The sequence below is a fragment of the Microbacterium sp. ZW T5_45 genome (assembly GCF_044987415.1).
Classification (GTDB): domain Bacteria; phylum Actinomycetota; class Actinomycetes; order Actinomycetales; family Microbacteriaceae; genus Microbacterium.
The window spans coordinates 53,781-76,906 of record NZ_JBJDRJ010000017.1 but is presented as its reverse complement, the minus strand read 5'-3'; the positions used below and the strand labels follow the sequence as shown (position 1 = coordinate 76,906).

At 65.4% G+C, this 23,126-nt stretch carries 19 protein-coding genes; 8 read left to right on the top strand and 11 right to left on the bottom strand.

The window, feature by feature from the left end:
- Window positions 1-83: 83 nt before the first annotated feature.
- Both ACI3KS_RS10805 and ACI3KS_RS10800 read left to right on the top strand, forming a co-directional pair.
- Window positions 84-1,040, top strand: coding sequence for a glycosyltransferase (locus ACI3KS_RS10805; protein WP_404918091.1), 957 nt, complete (start codon window positions 84-86; stop codon window positions 1,038-1,040).
- Between the two features lie 2 nt (window positions 1,041-1,042).
- Complete coding sequence (locus tag ACI3KS_RS10800) at window positions 1,043-1,669, top strand: hypothetical protein (protein WP_404918089.1); 627 nt, start codon at window positions 1,043-1,045, stop codon at window positions 1,667-1,669.
- A gap of 28 nt (window positions 1,670-1,697) precedes the next feature.
- Here ACI3KS_RS10800 and ACI3KS_RS10795 read toward each other — a convergent pair whose 3' ends face one another.
- The 10 genes from ACI3KS_RS10795 to rfbA form a co-directional block, all read right to left on the bottom strand.
- Window positions 1,698-2,870 carry a polysaccharide pyruvyl transferase family protein gene (locus ACI3KS_RS10795; protein WP_404918087.1) on the bottom strand — a complete coding sequence of 391 codons (1,173 nt, stop codon included), beginning with the start codon at window positions 2,868-2,870 and terminating at the stop codon, window positions 1,698-1,700.
- A gap of 121 nt (window positions 2,871-2,991) precedes the next feature.
- Entirely contained in the window at window positions 2,992-3,729 is a 738-nt protein-coding gene (locus ACI3KS_RS10790; protein ID WP_404918085.1) for an ABC transporter ATP-binding protein, read from the bottom strand.
- Window positions 3,729-4,547 carry an ABC transporter permease gene (locus ACI3KS_RS10785; RefSeq protein ID WP_404918083.1) on the bottom strand — a complete coding sequence of 273 codons (819 nt, stop codon included), beginning with the start codon at window positions 4,545-4,547 and terminating at the stop codon, window positions 3,729-3,731. Before ACI3KS_RS10785 ends, ACI3KS_RS10790 begins: the two co-directional genes overlap by 1 nt.
- A 47-nt stretch (window positions 4,548-4,594) precedes the next feature.
- Complete coding sequence (locus ACI3KS_RS10780; protein ID WP_404918081.1) at window positions 4,595-6,496, bottom strand: glycosyltransferase; 1,902 nt, start codon at window positions 6,494-6,496, stop codon at window positions 4,595-4,597.
- Window positions 6,497-6,506: 10 nt separating this feature from the next.
- On the bottom strand, window positions 6,507-7,643 hold the full coding sequence (gene glf, locus ACI3KS_RS10775; RefSeq protein WP_404918079.1) for a UDP-galactopyranose mutase: 1,137 nt from the start codon (window positions 7,641-7,643) through the stop codon (window positions 6,507-6,509).
- 88 nt (window positions 7,644-7,731) lie between these two features.
- Window positions 7,732-9,768 carry an acyltransferase family protein gene (locus ACI3KS_RS10770; RefSeq protein WP_404918077.1) on the bottom strand — a complete coding sequence of 679 codons (2,037 nt, stop codon included), beginning with the start codon at window positions 9,766-9,768 and terminating at the stop codon, window positions 7,732-7,734.
- A 97-nt stretch (window positions 9,769-9,865) separates the two neighbouring features.
- Window positions 9,866-11,998, bottom strand: a complete 2,133-nt coding sequence (locus ACI3KS_RS10765; RefSeq protein ID WP_404918075.1) for an acyltransferase family protein — start codon at window positions 11,996-11,998, stop codon at window positions 9,866-9,868.
- On the bottom strand, window positions 11,995-13,410 hold the full coding sequence (locus tag ACI3KS_RS10760) for a sugar nucleotide-binding protein (protein ID WP_404918073.1): 1,416 nt from the start codon (window positions 13,408-13,410) through the stop codon (window positions 11,995-11,997). The genes ACI3KS_RS10765 and ACI3KS_RS10760 overlap by 4 nt, the downstream gene beginning before the upstream one ends.
- A gap of 6 nt (window positions 13,411-13,416) precedes the next feature.
- A complete protein-coding gene (gene rfbB, locus ACI3KS_RS10755) occupies window positions 13,417-14,415 on the bottom strand; it encodes a dTDP-glucose 4,6-dehydratase (protein ID WP_404918071.1) in 999 nt (332 codons plus the stop codon).
- Window positions 14,415-15,284, bottom strand: a complete 870-nt coding sequence (gene rfbA, locus ACI3KS_RS10750) for a glucose-1-phosphate thymidylyltransferase RfbA (RefSeq protein ID WP_404918069.1) — start codon at window positions 15,282-15,284, stop codon at window positions 14,415-14,417. The genes rfbB and rfbA overlap by 1 nt, the downstream gene beginning before the upstream one ends.
- 109 nt (window positions 15,285-15,393) lie before the next feature.
- On the opposite strand from rfbA, the gene ACI3KS_RS10745 reads away from it, so the two are divergent.
- The 4 genes from ACI3KS_RS10745 to ACI3KS_RS10730 are packed head-to-tail and all read left to right on the top strand — an operon-like array spanning window position 15,394 to window position 19,532.
- On the top strand, window positions 15,394-17,460 hold the full coding sequence (locus tag ACI3KS_RS10745) for a hypothetical protein (RefSeq protein ID WP_404918067.1): 2,067 nt from the start codon (window positions 15,394-15,396) through the stop codon (window positions 17,458-17,460).
- 50 nt (window positions 17,461-17,510) lie between these two features.
- Entirely contained in the window at window positions 17,511-18,233 is a 723-nt protein-coding gene (locus tag ACI3KS_RS10740) for a glycosyltransferase family 2 protein (RefSeq protein ID WP_404918065.1), read from the top strand.
- Window positions 18,230-18,640, top strand: a complete 411-nt coding sequence (locus ACI3KS_RS10735; protein WP_404918063.1) for a DUF2304 domain-containing protein — start codon at window positions 18,230-18,232, stop codon at window positions 18,638-18,640. Before ACI3KS_RS10740 ends, ACI3KS_RS10735 begins: the two co-directional genes overlap by 4 nt.
- Window positions 18,624-19,532, top strand: a complete 909-nt coding sequence (locus ACI3KS_RS10730) for a glycosyltransferase (protein WP_404918061.1) — start codon at window positions 18,624-18,626, stop codon at window positions 19,530-19,532. The genes ACI3KS_RS10735 and ACI3KS_RS10730 overlap by 17 nt, the downstream gene beginning before the upstream one ends.
- Here ACI3KS_RS10730 and ACI3KS_RS10725 read toward each other — a convergent pair.
- The gene (locus tag ACI3KS_RS10725; protein WP_404918095.1) at window positions 19,507-20,529 is read right to left on the bottom strand and encodes a glycosyltransferase; all 1,023 of its coding nucleotides are present in this window, start codon (window positions 20,527-20,529) and stop codon (window positions 19,507-19,509) included. The two genes, ACI3KS_RS10730 and ACI3KS_RS10725, sit on opposite strands and share 26 nt — an antisense overlap.
- A 186-nt stretch (window positions 20,530-20,715) precedes the next feature.
- On the opposite strand from ACI3KS_RS10725, the gene ACI3KS_RS10720 reads away from it, so the two are divergent.
- Window positions 20,716-21,990, top strand: a complete 1,275-nt coding sequence (locus ACI3KS_RS10720; protein WP_404918059.1) for a lipopolysaccharide biosynthesis protein — start codon at window positions 20,716-20,718, stop codon at window positions 21,988-21,990.
- Window positions 21,987-23,087 (top strand): glycosyltransferase family 4 protein, encoded by a 1,101-nt coding sequence (locus ACI3KS_RS10715; RefSeq protein ID WP_404918057.1) that lies wholly within the window; start codon window positions 21,987-21,989, stop codon window positions 23,085-23,087. The genes ACI3KS_RS10720 and ACI3KS_RS10715 overlap by 4 nt, the downstream gene beginning before the upstream one ends.
- Window positions 23,088-23,126: the final 39 nt, after the last annotated feature.

Here is a 23,126-nt window from a genome sequence, read left to right as displayed (position 1 = left end):
CTTCAGGGGAATCGGGGCGGGGCAGGTTAGGCTGGTAGCTGCTCGCGGCGCCCTGCGGGCCGAGAGCTTCGGAGATCCCACCCGTGACCAACGTCCCCTTCGATCCGGCGTCCGCGACGATCGTGATCGTCACGTTCAACCGATCGCACCTCTTGACCGGCCTCCTCGAGAGCATCACCGCGATGGATCCGAAGCCAGGGCACGTCGTGGTCATCGACAACGCATCCTCCGATGACACCACCGATGTCGTGGAGTCCTTCCGCGAGTCTCTCGGCACCGAGCTCGTCTATCGACGGCTCGAGACGAACACCGGAGGATCCGGCGGATTCAGCGAGGGCATGCGCACCGCGTACGAGCTGGGGTCCGAGTGGATCTGGATGATGGACGACGACGTCGAGGTGCTCTCTGACGGGCTGGCGAAGATGGGCAAGTGGGCGCCGCGTTTCAAGAGCATCCAGGGCCGCCGTTACGACTACGACGGCAGCGAGTTCTACTGGCAGTACCGCATCGCCGACCGCATGGGCATCCCCATCCCCTTCGCGCCGTCGGGCTTCGACGGCGCAGGGTTCAAGGAGATGAACAGCGGATGCTTCGAGGGCATGTTCATCCATCGCTCGATCGTCCAGCAGATCGGGCTGCCGGACCCGCGGTTCTTCATCTACTTCGACGACCAGATGTACGGCTGGCTCGCCTCACGGCTGACGACCGCGGTGATCGTCGACGAGTTCGTGCTGCGTCGCACCCGCGAGATCAAGCAGTGGGACATGGGCATCCGCCACATGAACGCATCGAGCAACGCGTACCGGTTCTACATCATGCGCAACCGCGCCTACCTGAAGCAGTACTACCGCGTGCACGACAACTACAACCCCGTGCTGTTCGGCCTGGGAACGGCGATGACCTTCGCGAAGGAGATCATCCGCCTCGTGTTCGTCGAGCGCACCGTCCGGGGAACGAGCAATCTGTTCCGCGGGCTGCGTGAGGGCGGTCGCATCGGCCGCGACCGGACGTGGCTGCCGATGGCGCCTCTGGAGGCATGAGCATGAGCGACGAGCAGCCGCAGCCGGAGTTGAGGTGGGCGCCTCTTCCTCCGAAGCCTCGCCGGGCGGGCAGAGTCTGGCTGATCATCGGCCTCGTGGTCGCCGCCATCGTGGTGGTCGCCGTCGTGCTGTTCTTCCTCATCCCGCGCGGTGATGGGGTGGCACCCACTGCGAGCCCGTCACCGTCGGCATCCGCCTCACCGTCTCCGAGCCCGTCCGCGGCCCCCTCCGAGACGGCCGTCCCCGAGGAGCCGACGGAGACCACCGAACCGGAACCGACACAGACGCCGATCACCTCACAGCCTCCGGTGTCCGACCCCAGCGTCGCGACGTTCCGCGGTCAGGTGAGCGGTTGGCTCGACGACGCCCTCACCGGAATCGACATCGTGTCAGGGACGAGCGGGCAGGAAGCCGTCGACGTCGTCGACTCGTTGCAGAACGACGCGCAGCGGCTCGGCGAGTCGCTGCCGCCGTCGTCGATCGAGTCGGACTGGAATGCGGCCGTCGGCACGTATTCCCAGGCACTGTCGACGTTGCGGTCCGCCGCCTCGAGCGGGTCGGGACTCAGCGGCGCTCTCGACGGAGCCCGCTCTGCGGCGAATGAGCTGCGGAGCATCGTCGGGCTCTGAGACGGGTCAACGCGTACGATCCCGCGGGTCAGCGCGGAGCGCGGGTGCTGTACAGCCTGCTGGCGAGCTTCGCCTTGCGACGACCGATCCGCCGCGCGATCTCCGGGAAATCCGGATTCACTGTCGGAACGATGGGTTCGCCATCGACCACCGTCGACCACCCCGTGCCGACGGCGACCAGGGAATCGTGCTTGACGTCGTAGTAGCCGGGCTTGACGTGGACCACTGCGCCCTTCGCGCCTGCGGCAGCCGCCAGAAGGTGGAAGTGGAAGCGTGATGTGAGCCATTCCTGACCCGAACGGGCGGGGAAGCCGTCCTCCCAGGTACGCACGAACGGGAAGAAGTCCGCCCCGTCCTCGATGTACGGGAGCGCGCGGTTGGCGTCCTGCGGAGGAATGGCCTCGGCGAACCCGGCGCCCCGGTGCGCAGGATCGTTCACGAATCCGGCGATCGTGGCATCGAGCTCGGCGTTCCTCGCGTCCTCGACCATGTCCGTCTGCACGAGCACCATCGAGTCCGGCAGCCCGTCGGGCTCCGCGTAGATCGGACGGTCATTGGCGAAGGCGAGGAACGCATCGTCCGCGCCGTTGGAGATGCCGTAGACACTCGCGCTCTCGTCATCGCGTGCCTCGACGTAGTCGAACCGGGCGAGCAGTTCGCGGATCCGCTCCTGGACTTCCCCGTCTGCGGGGAGCAGGCCCTGTCCGGTCGCGAGGATGCGGATGCCGAACTCCTCACGCAGCGTCGTCATCGCAGTAAGCACGCCTATGTTCTCCGGCCAGATCGAGTTCATGAATCCCCCGCCGAGCAGGTGGATGGACTCCATTCGGCGGAGGTCGCGGAGACCGAGATCGAAACGCGGAGAACCGAGTTCCAGGATCAGAGTCCGTATCCGATCCGACGACTCGACGAGATCATCGGGTCCGGTGTGAGCGAGATTCCAGAGCGTGTTCGTCGTCTGCAGCCGAGGGTGGGTGTCTCGGAACAGGTGCGATGCGCGCCCCGGTTCGATCGAGTCCAGCCATACCTCGCGATCCGGGTGGTGCTTCGCCAACCAATCGAGCCAGGATCGGGTGATGAACTCGTCGCCGAAGTTGGGTTGACCGCAGGCGGAGATCAGATAGATCGGCCCTTGCTGCTGACGGGTGACCTGCCGCCAGCGTCGTCGGATCCGTCGGGAGATGGGCGCGAGAAAAGCCATTGTGCGTACGTACCGCCTTGGGGGAAGGGCGTTGTCCGATGCGTCGGGTTGCGCACCGGTGCCTTTCGAGCCTATCCGGAATGCAGCGACGGCCGCATCCCGGCTTGTGCAGCCGTCGCGCTCAGGTGGTGGGGTTGTCGGCGTTGTAGCGGTCCAGTACCTCACGGATCGGCGCATCCAGCACCAGCGCGCCGCGATCGAGGTAGAGCCCACGGGTGCAGAACCGTCGCAGATCTCGCTCATTGTGGCTCACGAAGAACAGAGTCCTTCCATCCGCGAGCAGCTCATCGATGCGCTTGTAGCACTTCTCTCGGAATGCCTTGTCGCCGACCGCGAGGACCTCGTCGACGAGCAGGATGGGCTCGTCGAGCTGGGACACCACCGAGAACGCCAGTCGAACCTTCATCCCGTTGGACAGGTGCTTGTACGGAGTGTCCTCGAAGCCATCGAGTTCCGCGAACGCGATGATGTCGTCGTATCTGCGTGCGATCTCGTCGCGCGACATGCCGTGCAGGCCGGCCGTGAGTCGAACGTTCTCGCGCACGCTCAGATCGCCGACGAAGCCACCGGTGATCTCGATCAGCGGCGCGACTCCCCCGTTCACGTGAACAGAGCCCTCGTCGGAAAGAAGGACACCGGCGACCAGTCGCAGCAGCGTCGATTTCCCCTGGCCGTTGCGGCCAACGACGCCGATCGATTCGCCCTTGGCGACCGTGAACGAGACGTCGCGGAGCGCCCAGAATTCTCCGGGCCGTGAACGCCGGGTCGCCCCGGCGAACAGGTCTTTGAAACTGCGTCGTCCGCGGCGATTGCGGCGGAATCGGACGCCGAGCTTCTGAACTTCGATCGCGACCGACATCACAGCTCCTTCAGGACCGGTCGTTCAAGTCGACGGAACGTCCACGCACCGAGCACGAGGATGACGAGGGTCATGAGGACGGACACCGTCAGGGCGAACGGATTCCACTGTTCGGGGAAGAACGGCATCCTGTACAGCATAAAGATCCCGGCCAGCGGGTTGAACGCTCCGAGCGTCTGGAACATGCCGGGGAGGTCGGTGACGTTGTAGATGATCGGGGTCGCGTAGAACATCGCGCGCAGGATCAGGGCGGTCGTCCGTTCGAGATCGACGTAGAGCACGCACAATGGAGCAATGAGCAGCCCGAGCCCGACCAGGAGGACGGTCTGCAGGATGATCGCCACCGGGATCCACAGGATGCCCCAGCCGACGGAGACGACCTGAGCCGGGTCCCTCTCCACCACGAGGTTCACGATCACGAAGATCACGAGGACCGGTAGAGAGAAGAGGTATTCCATCCCCTTGCTCAGTACGATCCGGTTCACCCAGATCGACCGCGGAATAGCGGTCGATCTCACGAGCCTCGCGTCCTTCTTGAACGCTCGCGTGAAGTCGCCGACGGCAGCGTTGAACCACACCCACGGCAGCAGGGCGCTGATGAGGAACACGATGTACGGTTCCTCGCCCACATCCCGGTGGAAGACCTGCGTGAACACGAACCAGTAGATCGCGCTCATCACGAGGGGGTCGAGCACCGACCAGAGGTAGCCGAGGAAGCTCGTCGAGTAGCGCACCTTGAGGTCACGCGCCGACAGCAGCCACAGCGAGTGGAGGTAGCGCCGGGGCGTTCCTGGCGCTCCGACGGTCGAACCGCTCATGTGACTCCTGAGTTCAGATCATCGGACGTCGGATCGACGCCCGCCGATCAGCTCTTCTGAACACTATCGAAGGTGCGACGCCACTGCTCGGCCGACGTCACCTTCGGCATGCCGGAGGCATACGTCGACGCGAGCTTCTTCCAGGTGAGCGCGAGTCGGAGGTTCAGACGGATGCTTCGCCAGAGGAACTTGTTCATCGTCGCACGGTCACGCTGATACCACGCGACTCCGAGACCGTCGGGAGAGGTCACGAGCGCGGAGTCGATGTCAGCGAACCGCCACCACGTGATGTCGGGAGCCGGGATGATTCGTTCCGGATTCCTCCGGCTGCCGGCGCTCTGCTTGATGAAGAGCTGACGGACTCCGACCCGCGCCGCGAGGACGAGCGCGGCCACCGGGTTCGTGGGCCGACGCACCCCTCCGAGAATGGCCGCGGAAGAACGCCGCACGGGCGGAAGCGAACCGAGATCGTCAACGACCTCCGAGTCGACGTAGCGGGTGCGCAGCTGACGGATCTCGGCCTGCTTGCTCGGGAGCAGCTCGGGAAGGATCTCCGGGCCGTGGAACAGATCCCGAAGGGCCTCGTGGCGCAGCCGCACCGCAGAGTACTGGAGCATGAACAGGAGCTTGATGTCGCCCAGGAACGAGTGCAGCGGCAGGAATCCGCCGCCGCGGACGTGGGAGTGGAGCAGCCCCGTGATCACACGGTTCCGGTGGATGAAGTATTCCTCCCACGTACGCGTCGGGTCCTTGTCGTGCCATGCCATGTGCCACACCGCAACACCGGGGAGGCACACGGTCGGATAGCCGTGATCCCGCGCGCGCAGGGAGAACTCCACGTCGTCGAACTTGAGGAAGACGGGCATCGACAGGCCGATCTCGCGGAGGATCGTCGTCGGGATGAGGCACATCCACCAGCCGTTGAAGTCAGCCCCGAGGTAGCGGTGCAGCCTCGGGGTTTCCCGGAGGGTGTCCTCGGCGAAGTCATGGTCGTACTCGCTGGAGCCGGACGCGCGCATCCACGACTTGCGCTGATCCCAGACCTCGCCCTGAGTGTAGAGCACCGAGCGATCGTCGAGGTGCAGCATGCCTCCCCCGACGATCGTCGGAGTGACCGCGAAGTCGGCGAAGCGCACCGCTCGGACGATCGCCTCCGGCTCGGAGATCGCGTCGTCATCGAGGAGCAGCACGTAACGGCTGTCCGCCGACTGCAGCGACTCGAGCATCGCACGCGAGAAGCCGCCGGATCCGCCGAGGTTGGGCTGGCGGATGATCTCGAGCTTGTCTCCGAGGCCCTTGGCCGCGTCCCCGAAGCCGGGCTGGTCCTGGACCAGGTCGGTCCCCTGGTCCACGACGATCACACGGTCGAGGACATCATGCATGTGCTCGTTCTGTCCGACCGTGACGATCTGGTTCAGGCAATAAGAGGGCCGGTTGAACGTCGTGATGCCGACCGTGGTCTTGCCCGGGGTCCAGTCCTCCGGCGTGGCCACCTGCCACTCGGCGGTCACAAGGGTCGCGTCCTCATTGCCGGCCGCGATGTCGAACCAGTACGATCCGCCGTCGATGAACGACGTGATCGGCAGGTCGAACGTGACCGTCTCATCTGCGAAGGTCTTCGAGGCGAGGGCCGATGCGCGGCCGCGCGCGCTCGACTTGTACACCGAGATGAGCCCGCGTCCTTCGACGGTGGCGGTGAGACGGACGCCGCGCACCTTGGTCCAGTGCTGCCAGTAGCTGGCAGGGAAGGCGTTGAAGTACGTGCTGAGCGAGACGCGACGGTGCGCGTACACGCGGATGCTGCGCCTCCCGACGATCTCGTACGCCTCTCCCGGCTGGGAGCCGTCGCCGGTTCCGGTGTCGACGTACAGCGCCGAGACCTCGGCGACTCCTTCGGTCGGGAAGACCGTGTGATTGACGGCTACGTAGGTGACGTCTTCATTCGCCATGTCGGCCCCCTCAGGCGAGTTCGTTGTTCCACATCGACAGCGCAGACCCGATGGCCATGTGCATGTCGAGGTACTGATAGGTTCCGAGGCGCCCGCCGAAGTGCACGCCCTGCTCGCCCTTGGCGAGCTCTCGGTACGCGAGCAGACCGGAACGATCGCTCGGCGTGTTCACCGGGTAATAGGGCTCGTCGTCGCGGGTCGCGAACCGCGAGAACTCCCGCATGATGACTGTCTTGTCCGCCTCGTAAACGTCCTTGCGCTCCGGGTGGAAGTGCTTGAACTCGTGGATGCGGGTGTACGGCACCTCCGCATCCGGGTAGTTCATGACGCTCGTGCCCTGGAAGTCCTGGACGTTGAGCACCTCCTGCTCGAAGTCCAGCGTGCGCCAGCTGAGCGCGCCTTCCGCATAGTCGAAGTAGCGGTCGACGGGACCGGTGTAGACCACGGGAAGCTGGCCGACGGTGGCCTTCTTGCTGAGCGGCTGGGCGTCGTCGAAGTAGTCGACGTCGAGCTTGACCTCGATGTTCGGGTGGTCGGCCATGCGCTCGAGCCAGGCGGTGTAGCCGTCAGTGGGCAGGCCTTCCCAGGTGTCGTTGAAGTACCGGTTGTCGTAGGTGTAGCGCACGGGGAGGCGGCTGATGATGTCTCCCGAGAGCTTCTGCGGATCGGTCTGCCACTGCTTCGCCGTGTAGTCGCGGAAGAACGCCTCGAAGAGCGGGCGACCGACGAGCGCGATGCCCTTCTCCTCGAAGTTCGCTGCGGTCTTGACGTCGAACTCACCCGCCTGCTCCTTGACGAGCGCGCGCGCCTGGTCGGGAGTGTAGGCCGACTGGAAGAACTGGTTGATCGTGCCCAGGTTCACGGGCATCGGGAACACGGTGCCCTTGTGGGTCGTGTACACGCGGTGCACGTAGTTCGTGAACGACGTGAACCGGTTGACGTACTCCCAGACCGTCGCGTTCGACGTGTGGAAGAGGTGCGCGCCATAGCGGTGAACCTCGATGCCGGTCTCGGGCTCGGCCTCGCTGTAGGCGTTGCCACCGATGTGGTGGCGACGGTCGATGACGGTGACCTTCCGGCCAGCGGCCGCGGCCCGCTCAGCGATGGTGAGGCCGAAGAAGCCCGATCCGACGACGAGGAGATCCATGTATGCAACTTTCGTGATGCTGAACGGCGAGGAGGCGCTCCCCCGGAGGAGGCACACATCTGCACACTTTAGCGGGAGGCAGATGGGATCAACCTGAGGGCGCGTCGATGAACGCCATTCCGCTCAGCATCTCCTGTAGATACGGTGCCAGAGTCCGACCGTAAGTACGCGACACATGGTTGTCGTCGATGTACACCGCGATGTTGCCGATGACGGCACTGCATGCGTCGTAGGGACACAACCACGGTGTGAAGTCAACGAAGTCGATGCCTTCGCCGAGTTCGAGTGCGGGGTTCGAATCGGCGAGCACCAGGCTCCGGTCGACCACGCAGTTCCCATCGTTGTCGAGGGCGCACCAGTACATGTTCTCCTCGAACCGAGGGTTGTCCCGCACGGCGATCACAGGGATCCCGGCGTGTGACATCTCGTCCACGGCATCCTGGATGCCATCGAGCAGACGCTCGGGCTCCGCCGCATCCGCACGGGTCACGACAATGTACACCGCGTCCGGACCGATCTCCTTGGCATAGTCGAAGGCGGCGCGCACCCACCCCTCGCAGGAGTCCAGGACAGGACTCCGGGAGGCCTCGAACAGCCCGGCCGTGCATCCGCCCTGGAGCAGGGTGATCACGGAGAAGTCCTGTTCCTCGGACAATGCGATCAGCGGGGTCGCCAGCTGCTGCGCATGCGAATCTCCGATCACGAGGATGCGCTGGGCGCTCAGCTCCGCATCGGCGCTCTGGTTGCAGGTGCCCTCGAGCACTTCCGCCTCGGGAGCCAGGCGTCCGTCGCAGGCCGGACCCACCGCTGCCCATTCGTCGTCCAGACCGGCCGGAAGCGGCATGACGGGCACGTCATCGGCCGTGATGTCGAACGCGGACTCGATCTGTCCCGCGCCCGGGTAGTCGGTGTCAGCGGATTCGGCGATGATCTCCGCCGCGCGGATCTGCTCGGCGGTGCGCCACCCCACCGTGGCGCCCACGACGACGACGACGGAGACGGAGACCACCGCGAGTCCGCGCAGCGCCGCGTAGGGTCGTTCCCTCGGGACGAGCCGCCCCAGCGGCCGATCGATCGCAGCGGTGAGCAGGCGTGCGACGAGCACGGAGAGCGCGATGACGATCGCGCCGCTCAGCAGATCGAGACGGTCGGCTTCGGCCACGACCATCCACGTCACGAGGATCGGCCAGTGAACCAGGTACAGAGCATAGGCGTCACGCGCGAGGTACGTCATCGGTCGCGATCCGAGCAGGCGCGTCGGGCCGCCCCGCGACGGCCCGGTTCCGGCGACGATGATCGCGGCGGTGCACAGAACGGGCCAGAGGGCGAGGTATCCCGGGAAACCGCCGCGGACGTCGAGCACGACACCGCACAGCAGGATTCCCAGCACCCCGACCCACCCCAGTACGACCCGCACGAGAGGCGCGAGCCGGATCATCGGCAGGAGCAGCGCGAGGAGCGATCCCGCCGCGAACTCCCAGAGACGTGTGCGCGTGTCGAAGTATGCGAAGTCCTGCGCGGTGCGAGTCTCGATGATGGAGAACGCCAACGACGCGACGAAGATCGTGGCGAAGACGCCGATCAGGACGGGAAGGATCAGGTGTCGGCGGCTGCGCAGCAGCACCGCGACGAGCGCGATCAGGATCGGCCAGAGGACGAAGACCTGGCCTTGGACGGACAACGACCAGAAGTGCTGAAGCGGGCTCGTCTCCGCGCTGTCGCGGGCGTAGTAGTCGACCTCGGAGAACGCCAGCTGCCAGTTCTCCACGTAGAAGAGGCTGGCGAGGGTCTCGTTCCAGATCCTCCCCCACTGGGTCGGCGGGTAGAACGCGTACGCGAGCCCGAGAACCCCCAGCAGCGTGACCGCCGCCAGCGGGACGAGGCTGCGGAAGCGGTTCGCCCAGAACTGCGGCAGCGCGATCGGTCGCCCGGAGACGACGCGCCGGGCGAGAGAGCCCGTGAGCAGGAACGCCGAGATCATCAGGAAGACGTCGACTCCACCCGACACCCTGCCGAGCCAGACGTGGTAGACGACGACGAGGACGATGGCGAGAGTGCGGAGCCCATCGATGTCGGCGCGATAGTCGGCACCGGTCGTCGCGGCGCGAAGGTTCTGTGCGGGCACTGGGGGTTACCTCGGTCAGACGGCGAGGACCTGCGCGGGTTCGGGTGTGCGCAGGCCGCTCCATCGACCCTACCTCAGTGGCTTCCGGACCCCCGTGTCAGGACCCTCCCGGAGCGGGAGACGAGAGCGCGCGGTCGACGACCTCCTCGAGCTGCGTCGAGAGAAGACGCGAGTAGGCGCTGCTCAGGTGGTCAGCGTCGTAGAAGACGGGTTCGCCTCCGACGGCGGCGAAGCAGACCGACGCGTCGCAGAGCGACGCGGTGAAGTCCATCGGCCAGACTCCTGCCATCGGGTCCTGCACCGCGAGCGCGATCGGATCAGCGGGGCTCGCCGCCGCACGGGGCACCTCGCACTTCTGCGGTTCTGACGCATTCAGCACCAGGCAGTCGAGATCTCGGACATCGCCGTTGAGCGGGGTGTCGGCGATCGGCAGCACGCGTACCCCGGCAGTGGTCCACGTGCCCCACGTGCGCCGAAGACCGTCGATGAACTGCGCGTCATGCGGCCGATCGCTCTGATCGTCCACGAGCTGCTGCCGTGCGGCCATCGAGGTGATGACGAGGTCCGGCTTCTCCTTCACGATCTCGTCCGAGACCGCGCCGGCCCAGTCCCGGCACCTCTGATAGTCCGCCGGTCCCCAGGGGGAATCGAAGCCCGTGAAGGAGACATCCGCCGGCGGACACCCAGGGAACGAACTGATCGTGAGATCCCACCCCTGCTCTGCCGCGATCGGGAAGATCGCCGCCTGCCACTGCTCCGCATGAGAGTCCCCGACCAACCACACGCGCGGCCGGTCGTCGGCTTCGGAGAAATCGCACGTCCGAGTGGTCTGGCGCCCGTCGATCATCAGCCCGTCGCCGAGATCGCCGCACTCCGGTGCCAACCCGAAGTACGCGTCACGCTCGGTGACGACAGGGTCCGCCACCGGTGCGGCCGGATCGCATCCGCTCCCCGCGTCGAGGGCGCGAGGTCCGTGACAGGCTCCCGTGCTCACGGTCTCCGCGGACGCCTGGTCGGATCGTATGGCCGCCCCGCCGCTCAGGAGCGCCCCGAGCAGAAGGACCGTGAGCATCATCGCGCCTGCGCCGATGAAGGCGCGGGACGTCCGTTTCCACCAGCCCGCCCTCATCGGCGGCTTCTCGATCCAGCGACGGCTCGCCCAGGCGAGGATCAACGAGACGGCGAGCACGAAGGCCTTCGACCAGGCGGAGAGCGGCTGGACGATGAGGAAGGGCATGAGGACGATGAGGGGCCAGTGCCAGAGGTAGAGCGAGTACGAGACGTCCCCCAGCCATTGCACCGGGCGCAGGTCGGTGACCGCCGAGACTCCCCACAACGGCGCACGGCGTCCGGTTCCGGCGACGATGACCGCTGCGGTGCCGAGCACGGGAAGGAGCGCCGCCGCTCCCGGATAGGCCGTCTGAGCATCGAACGTGAGGGCCGCAACCCCGATCAGCGCGTATCCGACGACGGCGACCGCCGACGCGACAAGAGCGTTGAGACGTCCGAACACCGCCGCAGGTACGAGAGCCACGAGCGCCCCGGCGGCGAACTGCCACGCGCGCGTGAAGGTGACGAAGTAGGCCTGCGCCGGCGCAAACGCGGTGAAGAGGACGCTGGCCACGAGTGACCCCGCCCCGACGACGAGCACGGCGATGAGGATGCCGCGCCGCAGCTTCCCCGGTCCCAGGAAACGGATCGTGAGCAGAGCGGTGACGAGCAGGAGAACCGGCCACAGTAGGTAGAACTGCTCTTCGACCGAGAGCGACCAGAAGTGCTGCACGGCGCTGGCGGATGCGTTGTGGGCGGAATAGTTGATCGACAGGGACGACAGCACCCAGTTCTCGACATAGAACGCGCTGGCGATCGCCTGGAGCGCGTTGTCCGCCCAGCGCGTATGCGGGAGCAGCCACCAGACGCCGAGAAGGGTCACCACGAGCACGACGACGGCCGCCGGAAGGAGCCTGCGCACGCGACGCGCGTAGAAGGCGGCGAGTCGCACCCGTCCGGTCTTCTCCACCTCGCCGAGCAGGTGCCCCGTGATGAGGAATCCGGAGATGACGAAGAACACGTCGACACCGACGTAGCCTCCGCTCAGGCGGCCGGGCCAGAGGTGGTTGAGCACCACCAGACCGATCGCCAGAGCACGCAGTGCCTGGATGTCCCGCCGGAAGACCGGGCGGCGAGCCGCCGCGCGAGAGACGATGCCCGCCGGAGCGGGCGCGCTCACGAGCTCAGGTACTCGCGCAGCTGCTGACCTGCATCACGAGGCGCGAAGCCGGTCGCCTCGATCTTCGCGAGCGACAGCACGCTGTTGCGAGGGCGGGGCGCGATCGGACCGGTCGCGCTCGCGAAGTACTCCTGCGTGCTCACGCCGGTGACGCGGGAACGATCTGCACCGGTGATCTCGAACACCTCGGCGGCGATCTCCGCCCAGGTGCGGGCTTCTCCCGCGCCCGTGACGTTGTACGTGCCGTACGGCGCTCCCCCGCGCAGCAGGTGGACCACTGCACGCGCGATCTCGGACGCGAACGTCAGCCTGCCCCGTTGATCGTCGACGACCTTGGGATCGACGCCCTTCTCCGCGAGGCCGGCCATCGTGCGGACGAAGTTCCTGCCGTCGCCGATCACCCAGGAGGTGCGCAGGATGTAGTGTCGCGGAGCCGTGCTCACTGCCACGTCGCCCGCTGCCTTGGACTGTCCGTACACTCCGAGAGGCGCGAATGCCTGCTCTTCGTCATACTCGCCTTCCGCGCTGCCGTCGAAGACGTAGTCGCTGGAGACGTGGACGAGCGTCAAGCCGTACTCGGCCGCGACGCGTGCGAGTCTCGCCGGCCCTGCGGCGTTCGCCGCCCAGGCGTCCGCTCGGCCTTCGGCCGTCTCGGCGAGGTCGACCGCCGTGTACGCGGCGGCGTTGATGATCGCTTCGTAGTCGCGCCACCTCCGAGCAGAGCGGAGATCGGCAGCCCCGAGATCGAAGTCGTCCCGCGTGGTCCACTCGACGTGCGCGGCATCCCCGAACTCTGCGCGGAGCGCGCGCCCGAGCTGCCCGCCGGAGCCGATCACGAGGATCTTCCGCGGCGGGATCGGCGCGACATCGGCGAGGCGCGGGTGCGCGAGATCCTTCTCGGAGATCTCGACATCGGACAGCGGGATCGGCCAATCGATCGCGACGGTCTCGTCGGCGAGGTTGAGGAACGAGTACGACGCCTGGGGCGACCAGTGGTCGTTCACGAGGTACGTGTACGCGGTATCGGGCTCGAGCGTCTGATAGGAGTTGCCGACGCCGCGCGGCACGAAGATCGCCTTGGACGGGTCGAGTTCGGTCGTGTAGACGGCACCGAAAGAGGGGCCTTCACGGAGATCGACCCAGGCCCCGAAGATCCGCCCGGTGGCGACCGACACCCACTTGTCCCACGGCTCGGCATGGATGCCTCGGGTGGTGCCCACTGCATCATTGAACGAGATGTTGTTCTGTACCGGCCCGAAGTCGGGCAGACCGATGGCCGTCATCTTCTCGCGCTGCCAGTTCTCCTTGAACCACCCTCGCGAATCGCCGTGGACGGGCAGATCGAACACGACGAGTCCGGGGATGCCGGTCTCCGTCGCGCCCAGCTTCTTGCCGAACTCGATGTCAGTCACTCTGTCCTACTGTCCCTTCGACGCGTAGAAGGCCTCGGTGGAGTCCTTCGACGGAGCCCACCATGCCTCGTTGTCGCGGTACCAGCGGATCGTGTCCGCGAGACCGGACTCGAAGTCGGCGAACTGCGGCGTCCAGCCGAGCTCCGTGCGGAGCTTGGTCGAGTCGATGGCGTAGCGGAGGTCGTGCCCCGCGCGGTCCGTCACGTGATCATAGGCGTCGCGCGGCTGTCCCATCCCCTCGAGGATCAGCTCGACGACCTCCTTGTTGTTCCGCTCGCCGTCCGCGCCGATCAGGTAGGTCTCGCCGATGCGGCCCTTCTCCAGGATGGTCAGCACTGCCGACGAGTGGTCGTTGGCGTGGATCCAATCGCGCACGTTCTCGCCCGCTCCGTAGAGCTTGGGACGGATGCCGCGGATCACGTTCGTGATCTGACGCGGGATGAACTTCTCGACGTGCTGATACGGACCGTAGTTGTTCGAGCAGTTCGAGATCGTCGCCTGGACGCCGAACGAGCGCACCCATGCCCGCACGAGCAGGTCGCTGCCCGCCTTGGTCGACGAATACGGCGACGACGGGTTGTAGGGCGTCTGCTCCGTGAACCGCTCTGGGTCGTCGAGCTCGAGGTCGCCGTACACCTCGTCCGTCGAGATGTGGTGGAAACGCCTGCTGTGCTTCCGAACGGCTTCGAGCAGCGTGTACGTGCCGATGATGTTCGTGTCGAGGAACGGCCGAGGACTGTGCAGGGAGTTGTCGTTGTGCGACTCCGCCGCGTAGTGCACGACTGCATCGGCGTCAGCGACGAGCCTGTCGACGAGCTCGGCGTCCGTGATGTCACCGTGCACGAATGTCACTCGATCCTCCGGGAGGCCGTCGAGCGACGCGCGGTTGCCCGCATACGTGAGCGCGTCGAGCACGGTGACGGTGTGGTCGGTGCTCCCCACGACGTAGTGGACGAAGTTCGACCCGATGAAGCCTGCGCCACCGGTGACGAGAAGGTTCGACATCAGCGACCTCTTTCCAGGGTCTCGAGGAGGTAGGTTCCGTAACCGGACTTGACAAGCTTCTCCGCGCGCTCGCGAAGCTCGTCGTCCGTGAGGAAGCCCTGTCGCCAGGCGACCTCCTCCGGCACGCCGATGCGGAGTCCGGTGCGACGTTCCATGGTGCGCACGTAGTCGCCGGCATCCGACATCTGATCGAACGTCCCGGTGTCAAGCCATGCGGTTCCGCGCGGAAGCACCTCGACCTGGAGCGATCCTCGCTCGAGGTAGGCACGGTTCACGTCGGTGATCTCGTACTCGCCCCGGGCGCTCGGCTCGAGGTTCCGAGCGATCTCCACCACGTCGTTGTCGTAGAAGTAGAGTCCGGGGACCGCGTAGTTGCTCTTGGGCTGGGCGGGCTTCTCCTCGAGGGAGATCGCGCGCCCTTCCGCATCGAACTCGACCACGCCGTAGGCGTTGGGCTCCGCGACCCAGTATGCGAAGACCGCTCCCCCCTCGACGTCGGTGTAGCGCTTGAGCTGCGTGCCGAGTCCTGGGCCGTAGAGCAGGTTGTCGCCCAGAACGAGTGCCACCTTGTCATCGCCGATGAAGTCGGCACCGATCACGAACGCCTGCGCGAGACCGTCGGGAGACGGTTGCTGAGCGAAGGTCAGCTTCACGCCGAACTGCGAGCCGTCGCCGAGCAGACGCTCGAACTGCTCCGCATCGTGCGGTGTGGTGATGATGAGGATGTCGCGGATGCCCGCGAGCATCAATGTCGACAGCGGGTAGTAGACCATCGGTTTGTCGTACACGGGAATGAGCTGCTTGGAGATGCCGATGGTGATCGGGTGCAGCCGGGTTCCGGAGCCGCCGGCGAGAATGATGCCTTTCACCCCAACATCGTGCCACACACTCCCTGAGTACTTCGGCGCGCCTCTCCGTTGACTTGCGTCACATCGATCACAGTGGCATCATCTGTAGCTTTCCGCCACAATGGGTCAGGTGAACGGCACCCCCAAACCCCGCTTGCGCGCGCTCGTCGCCGCTGTCGCCGCCTTCCTGGTCGCGGCATCCGTCCTCGTCGCCGTTCCGGCGACTGCTGAGTCGACAACAGTCTCCACGGTGACCTCGGCCCGTACCGCCAGCACCCCCGTCGAGGCCGGCGGCATCGTCAAGACCGCAGACCTCTCGCAGTTCCGCGCCGGAAACATCATCTCCGATGCCGTATTCACCGACACGAGCACGATGTCGGCGGCTCAGATCGACTCGTTCTTCCGCAGCAAGGTCTCGACCTGCCAGTCGGGATACACCTGCCTCAAGGACTACCGACAGAACACGCCGAACCGCAGCGGTGACCAGTACTGCAACGGGTACACGGGCGGCAGCAACGAATCCGCAGCGACGATCATCTACAAGGTCGCCCAGTCCTGCGGCATCAATCCGCAGGTCTTCATCGTCATGCTCCAGAAGGAGCAGGGGCTCGTCACGCACACCTGGCCGAGTGACTGGCGGTACACCATGGCGCTCGGGCAGGGCTGCCCGGACACCGCGCCGTGCGATCCCAACTTCGCGGGCTTCTTCTACCAGATCTACGGCGCAGGTCGTCAGATGAACATTTACACCGAGGGTCGGTACTTCACGTACTACGCCCCGGGCAAGACGTGGAACATCCTGTACAACCCCAACAGTGCGTGTGGACGCGGGCCCGTGTACATCGAGAACGCCTCGACCGCTGCTCTTTACTACTACACGCCGTACCAGCCCAACGCCGCGGCGCTCCGCGCCGGCTACGGCACAGGCGACAGCTGCTCCGCCTACGGCAACCGCAACTTCTACAACTACTTCACCGACTGGTTCGGGTCCACGCAGGCGCCGGCGACGCGGCTGATCAAGGCGTCGACCTCCAACGAGATCTACCTCCTGGCCGAATCGCGCAAGTATCACATCACGAGCAGCACCGATCTCGCCGCGTACATGGCCCAGCTGGGGTGGTACCAGACGGTGACCTCCAGCTACATCGCCTCGATACCGAACGCGACGGTCGCCACGCGGTTCGTCAGAGACTCGAGCGACGGAGGAATGTACCTGCTTGAGCCGGACGGCTCGAAGCACCATTTCACCTCTGCGGACGCCGTGACGCGGTTCGGGTTCAGCATGTCCGTCTACACGTCGCTGCCAGCGAGCGTCGTGAAGCGGTTCCCCACCGGCGCCAACGTCGGAACGTCATTCACCGACGACGTCTCCGATCCCTACTACCGGTGGGAGAACGGCGCAAAGCGCCACATCGTCAATGCACAGGCATGGTCGGAGCTTCCCGTGTCAGATCGCTCCTATGTCGCCACGCTGCCAGCGGCGAACGTCGCCGCGATCCCGAACGGCCCGTCCATCCTTCCGTCCCGGACGCTCGTCCGAGAGGCGAGCTCGCCGGACGTGTACCTCACCGGAGTCGGTCCCGAGATCGTTCACATTCCGACATGGGGTGTCGCCTACGACGCGGGAGTGAAGCGCACCGAAGTACTGGCCGATGGTGCACTCGCAGCCAATCCCCGAGTAAACGGCGACCTCGCACCGTTCCTGCAGTGCGCAGGCACTGTCTACGCTGTCGATGGCGGTGCCGTGACTCGTGTCCTCACGAAGCCAGCCGGAGCGCCCATCGTGTCACTCCCGGAGTCCATTTGCTCTGCGCTGCCGAAGACAGGACGATCGATCAACGAAGCACTGTTCGCGCAGACGCCTGGTTCGGATCCCGTGTACCTGATCTCGGGGACTCAGCTTCGCCACGTCCGGAGTCAGGCCCGGCTCCAGGAAGCAAACGGAAACCGTGCACTTTACTTCTTCTCCTGGTCGGCGGACACACGAAAGGCGTTCACCACCGGTGCACCGCTTCTCGCGGACAAGTCCTTCGTGAGCTTCGGGACCGACGAGATCTTCTACGTCGAAGCAGGGAAGATCCGCCATGTCCAGTCGAGTGCGACTCTGATCCGGCTCGCCAGTCCCTCATGGCCTTCTGTGGAGAAGCTCGCCCCGGAGTGGCGCTCCGCCTATGCGGTGGGCACGCCGATCCCGTGACGCGGGAGCGCGGAGGGGATTCGGCGACCGGCTCCCGTAGACTTGAGCACATGTGTTCGGGGACAAACGGCTTGCTGGTCATCGTGCCCGCGTGGAACGAGGAGAACAACGTCGGTGCCACCGTCGGCGAGATCCTCACGGCGATCCCCGATGCAGATGTTCTGGTGGTCGACGACGGCTCACTCGACGCCACCGGCGATGTGGCGCGGGCCGCCGGCGCCGATGTCCTCACGCTTCCTTACAACATGGGAGTCGGTGGTGCGATGCGAGCGGGGTACGCCTACGCCCAGCGCAACGGATACCGCACGGCGATTCAGGTCGACGCCGACGGACAGCACAATCCCGAGGACATCCATCGGGTACTCGCCGGTCTCGACGAGGCGGACATCTCGATCGGGGCTCGGTTCGCTGAAGTGGGCTCTTACAAGGCCAGCGGACCACGGCGCTGGGCGATGCTGTTCCTCGCCAGCGTGATCTCACGCATAGCCAAGACCCGACTGACCGACGTCACGAGCGGATTTCGTGCCGCCAACGAGCGAGCGATCGATCAGTACGTCTCGTACTATCCGGCGGAGTACCTCGGAGACACGATCGACAGCCTCGTCGCAGCAGTGCACTCGGGCCTTCGAGTCACCCAGGTCCCGGTCGCCATGCGCCCTCGTATGTCGGGAAATCCGAGCCAGGGATTCGCAGGATCGACCGTCTACCTCGCGCGGTCGGTCTTCGCGCTCACGCTCTCGATCGTTCGCCGTCCGATCAGGGGGCGCGCATGATCTCTCTAGGAGCTCTCGCTCTGGGACTCGTGATCGTCGGCTCCGTGACGGTTCTGCTGCTGCGCCGACAACTCCGCGAGAAGTATGCGGTGCTGTGGCTCGCGGTCGGACTCGCCGTGCTGCTGCTCGGCGTGTTCCCGCAGGCCCTCTCCTGGCTGACCTCGGCCCTGGGGTTCCAGATCCCCGCCAACCTGATCTTCACGCTGGCGATCGGTCTGCTTCTCGCCGTCACACTGCACCTGTCATGGGAACTCACACGCACAGAGGAGCGCCTTCGGAGGCTGGCCGAAGAAGCGGCGATCAGTCGACTGCGGCAGGATCGACTGGAGCAGGACATCGCGGCTCTGCGTCACGAGGCTGGAAAGTCCTCGACATCGGACCAGCACAAGCATGACGACATCGACTGATGTCACGGTGGTCTTCACCACCTTCAACCCCTCAGCCGAGTTCGTCGCAACGGTGAAGGCCGTCCTTGCAGATTTTCCGGTCGTGGTCGTCGACGATGGATCTACGCTGGCTACGACGGTGCTGGACGACATCGAGGACACCGGAGCCAAGCTGCTACGTCAACCCCTGAACATGGGGATCGCCGCTGCGCTGAACACGGGGCTGGGATATGCATTCTCGAACGGTGCAGGGTACGCGGTGACGTTCGACCAGGACTCCGTGCCGGGAACGGAGACGATCGAAGAGCTGAGACAGACATTCGATCAAGTCAGCACGCGGGGAAACCTGGTCGTCGTCCCTGAGCAGTTCGCCGGCGTGCGACAGGCGGTCTCCGATCGCCCGTTCTCCGATGCGAGAAGGGTGATCCAGTCCGGCATGATGCTCGATGCGGACACCTTCAAGAATGTCGGCGCATTCGATGAGGCGCTCTTCATCGACCTGGTCGACACTGAGTTCGAGTTGCGCGTCATCGCATCGGGTGGCCGCGTCGTCGCCGCACCGACCAGGATCGATCATGAGCTCGGACGCACCGTCCGACTTCGACCGTTCGGCCCCCTCCCGATCACGATCACGACCATGGCGAGCACGCCGTTCCGCTACTACTATCGTGCGCGAAATCGAATGCTGCTCACCCGCAAGTACTTCGGCGACGCCCCTGTCCGCATCCTCGGGGACCTGTTCACGGATCTCGCCTACTTCGGCCTGATGGTCGCCGCCGCACGGCCACGGCGAGCAATGTGCGCGATCCTCTGGGCAGGTTTCCGGGATGCTTTCCGTGGAAGGACCGGGCGGATCCCGGACGAGACATACGCGAAGGCGACAGGACTCACCTGGTCGACGGCGGCTGAGTGACGGGCCAACGGCGCCCGCCGATCACCACACCCATCATCCAGCTTCCGAGGTACTCGATCACGAATCGCGTGGGCACGTAGCCTGCGCGACGGGCATCTCGGAGCAGACGCCAGGTCGACCAGAACCGACGCTCGGTTCCGAATGCCGAGACGATCCGCGCATCGGCGTCAGGAACCCGAGAGGCGAGGGTCATCGCCATCAGCTGACGCCATCCGACGTAGACCTTGAAGTACATTCGCATCATGGACAGCAGCGAACCGGTGGGTTCGTACCTCCGAGTGAAGGCCTTGGCGTTCTCGATGGCACCCGTGATGGCACGCAGTCCGCCTGTTGCACCGAGTCTGCTCGGGTCCCCGAAGACGTTCGAATCGTGCTGCACGTAGTCCTGCACGACATCGTCGATGATGCGGGTACCGCCCTGAGCGGCCGCGAGTACGGCCAGCCAGTGGTCGTGGGCCGCGGCGCGGGTGGACATCCTCGGGAACGGGAGGCTCCGCCTCGCGAGATCTCCGCGCAACACGCAGAGCGATCCCGTGAACTGGTTGTTCAGGGCAGTCATGATCCCACCGAGATCGCGGCGCTCGGTGAATCCCGTCGTCACCTCTCCCGGATGAGTGACCAGCCTTGCTTGACCGGAGACGAGCGCGACGTCATCGAGATGAGGAACCAGCTTCTCCAGCTTGTCCGGGTACCAGTGGTCGTCCTGATCGCAGAGAGCCACCCACGACGTCGCGGGATCCACCGCGGCGAGACCTCGCTCGAAGTTGAGATAGAAGCCAAGGCGAGTGCCGTCGGCGATCACTCGAAAACGCGGGTCATCGCCTGCCGCCTCAGCGACGACACGGCGGACACTCGAATCGTCTCCGTCCACGGAGATCACGCACTCCCAATCCTTCACGGTCTGTGCCCTCAGTGACGAGATCTGCCGAGCGAAAAGTTCGGGATTGGGCTCATAGGCTGCGAGCACGATGGTCCCGCGCCCCGGGTTGCTGACCATCATTCCTCGCTCCACGTCCGTGACTCCGCCTTCTCTAGTCTAGGTCGGCCGCACCGCTGCGCCGTGCCGACCGGCAGGGATTCGCACAGCTCGACCGCATAGGATCGAACACATGCCCTGCCCTCCCTGCCCGCAGCTCGACCTTCCGGTCGCGCTCGGCTCAGACAACAGCGTGGCGTTCGCTTGATGGGCCGTATCCGCAGCGAGGGCTCACCTGCGGCCGCCCTCGCGCGTCGTCTGCTGGGTTTCTCCACCCTTCCCTTCCTTGCATCCGCCCTGCCGCTCATCGCACTCCCCGTCGTGGCGAGGGCTGCCAGCACCGATGATTGGGCCGCGATGAACGTCGGACTCAGCGTGGGGGCGTTCGCATCAGCAATCGGCCTCGTGGGATGGAACATTCTCGGCACCCCGCTCGTGGCGATGGCGCAGAGCGACATCGAGCGACGACGCCTCTATGCGCGCTCGTTCTACATCCGGATCGTCGTCGTCGTGATCGCGAGCGCCGTGAGCGCCGTGGTGGCGATCGCGATCTCTCCGTCGGGGACATGGGCGGTCGCTTCGTCATTCGCAACGGCAAGCGCGCTCAATGGGATCAGCCTCAGTTGGTATGCCGTGGGCGTGGCCGCACCTCGACTCGTCCTGCTGTACGAGGTGCTCCCGCGGACGATAGCGACCGCGGGAGCGCTGGGAATCGTCCTTCTGACAGGTGACGTCGTCTACTACGGGCTCCTGCTCTGCCTCTCGGTCCTCATCGGCACGGCCGCGTTCCACGTGACGCTTCATGGAAGGCTCCTTCCTGGATGGCCGGGTCTTCGGGTACTGCGCGACGATGTCACGGACATGAGGCACGCGTGGGGCACGGAGTCGGTCGGAAGTCTCTATGCGAACGCTCCTGTGCCGCTTGCGGGCATTGTGGCGGCGCCGGCCGCAGCAGCGGTGTTCGCTTCGAATGACAAGATCTACAGGTACGGCATCCTGGGTGTGGGCGCTGCCGGCAACGCTCTCCAAGGATGGGTGCTCGAAGCCCGGGATCATCACCGTCGGAGGCGCAACGTCGTCGCTCTTCTGCTCATGGCGGTCATCGCGATCATCGGATGGCTGGTGCTCGCCGTTTTCGGGCCGACGCTCAGCGGCTGGATGTTCGGCGCGGACAAGCAAGGCGACCCTCTCGCCTTCCACTACTTCGCGATCGCGTTCATCGGTGTCACGATGTCCACACCGCTCATCCGGAATATCCTGATCCCGGCGCGCAAAGAGAGACAGGTCTTCGTCTTCACTCTGATCGCCGCATTGGCCGGCGTTCTCGCAATGGCGCTGCTCGGCGCGAGTTTCGGCATAGTCGGCGTCGCAGCGGGCTTCGCGATCAGTGAGGTCGCGACGCTGCTCGCCTGCGTCTATCTCACCCTGCGCACGGGACTTGCGCATCACGAAACGTCGACGGGTTCGTCGGAGGAACAATGAATTCTGAACGACTCGGCATTCCTGCAGTGCATATCCTTCTTCTCGCGCCGTCCAAGACACCGATCGGCGGCTACAAGGTCGCCTACGAATACGCCAATGCGCTTGTGCAGCTGGGCATCCCCGTCACCGTCTGGCACTCCGAATCCTTCTCCGGCATCGACGGCCACCGGCGGCACTTCCGGCGCGCGGCGAAGAGCCTGCTCGCCTGGTGGCTTCGCGGTCAAAGGACCGAATGGCTTCGCAACGGTGTCACGTGGTTCGACCTCGACCCGCACATCACCGTGCGGAGCACCGGCTGGTTCCCGAGAATCCGACTGTCGAACGGCGACGCGGTGATCGCCACTGCCGTTCAGACCATGACTTTCGCCGGCCGATTGGCTAGCCGGCGTCACGCGCGCTCTGCTGCGCTCATCCAACATTACGAGACATGGGCTGCCTCGCCCGAGGCGATCGCAGAGGCATGGTCGGCTGTGGACGAACGAATCGTCATCGCCCCTTGGCTCGCGGAGAAGTGTGCAGAGTTCGGCCTCGATTCTCATCTGCTCCCCAACGCGCTGGTCGCAGACTCCTTCCCCGTTGGCCCCCCGGTCGTCGATCGGCCAATGAAAGTGCTGTCGCTGCTCTCTCCGCACGGCTACAAGCGGCCTGACGTCGTCATCGGCGCTCTCGAGCGCATACTCGCGAAGCGCCCGAACACCGACGTCTGGGCTTTCGGGCCAGTGCAGGACAGGCCGGAGATGGACCCGAGAATCCACTACGTGCCGGACCCCTCACCAGAGGCACTGCGAGAGATGTATCAGACCAGTCGCGTCTATCTGTGCGGCAGCGACGAAGAGGGATGGCATCTTCCCCCTGCTGAAGCCACTCTGTCCGGAGCGGCGGTGGTCTCAACGGACATCGGAGGGGTTCGCGCTTCGATGGCCGAAGACGCCCTGTACTCACCCCGCGGCGATTCCGAAGCACTCGCAGCTCACGCGCTGGAGGTTCTGGACACACCCGAAGCCGCGCAGCGGAGGATCGATCGAGCTCGCGCGAGACTGCTCGAAACGACGTATCTGAAGAACGCGTCGACATTGAAGAGCATTCTCGGTGTCTGATACCGACAGCAAGGGCCGGCGAACGCTGACGCTAGACTG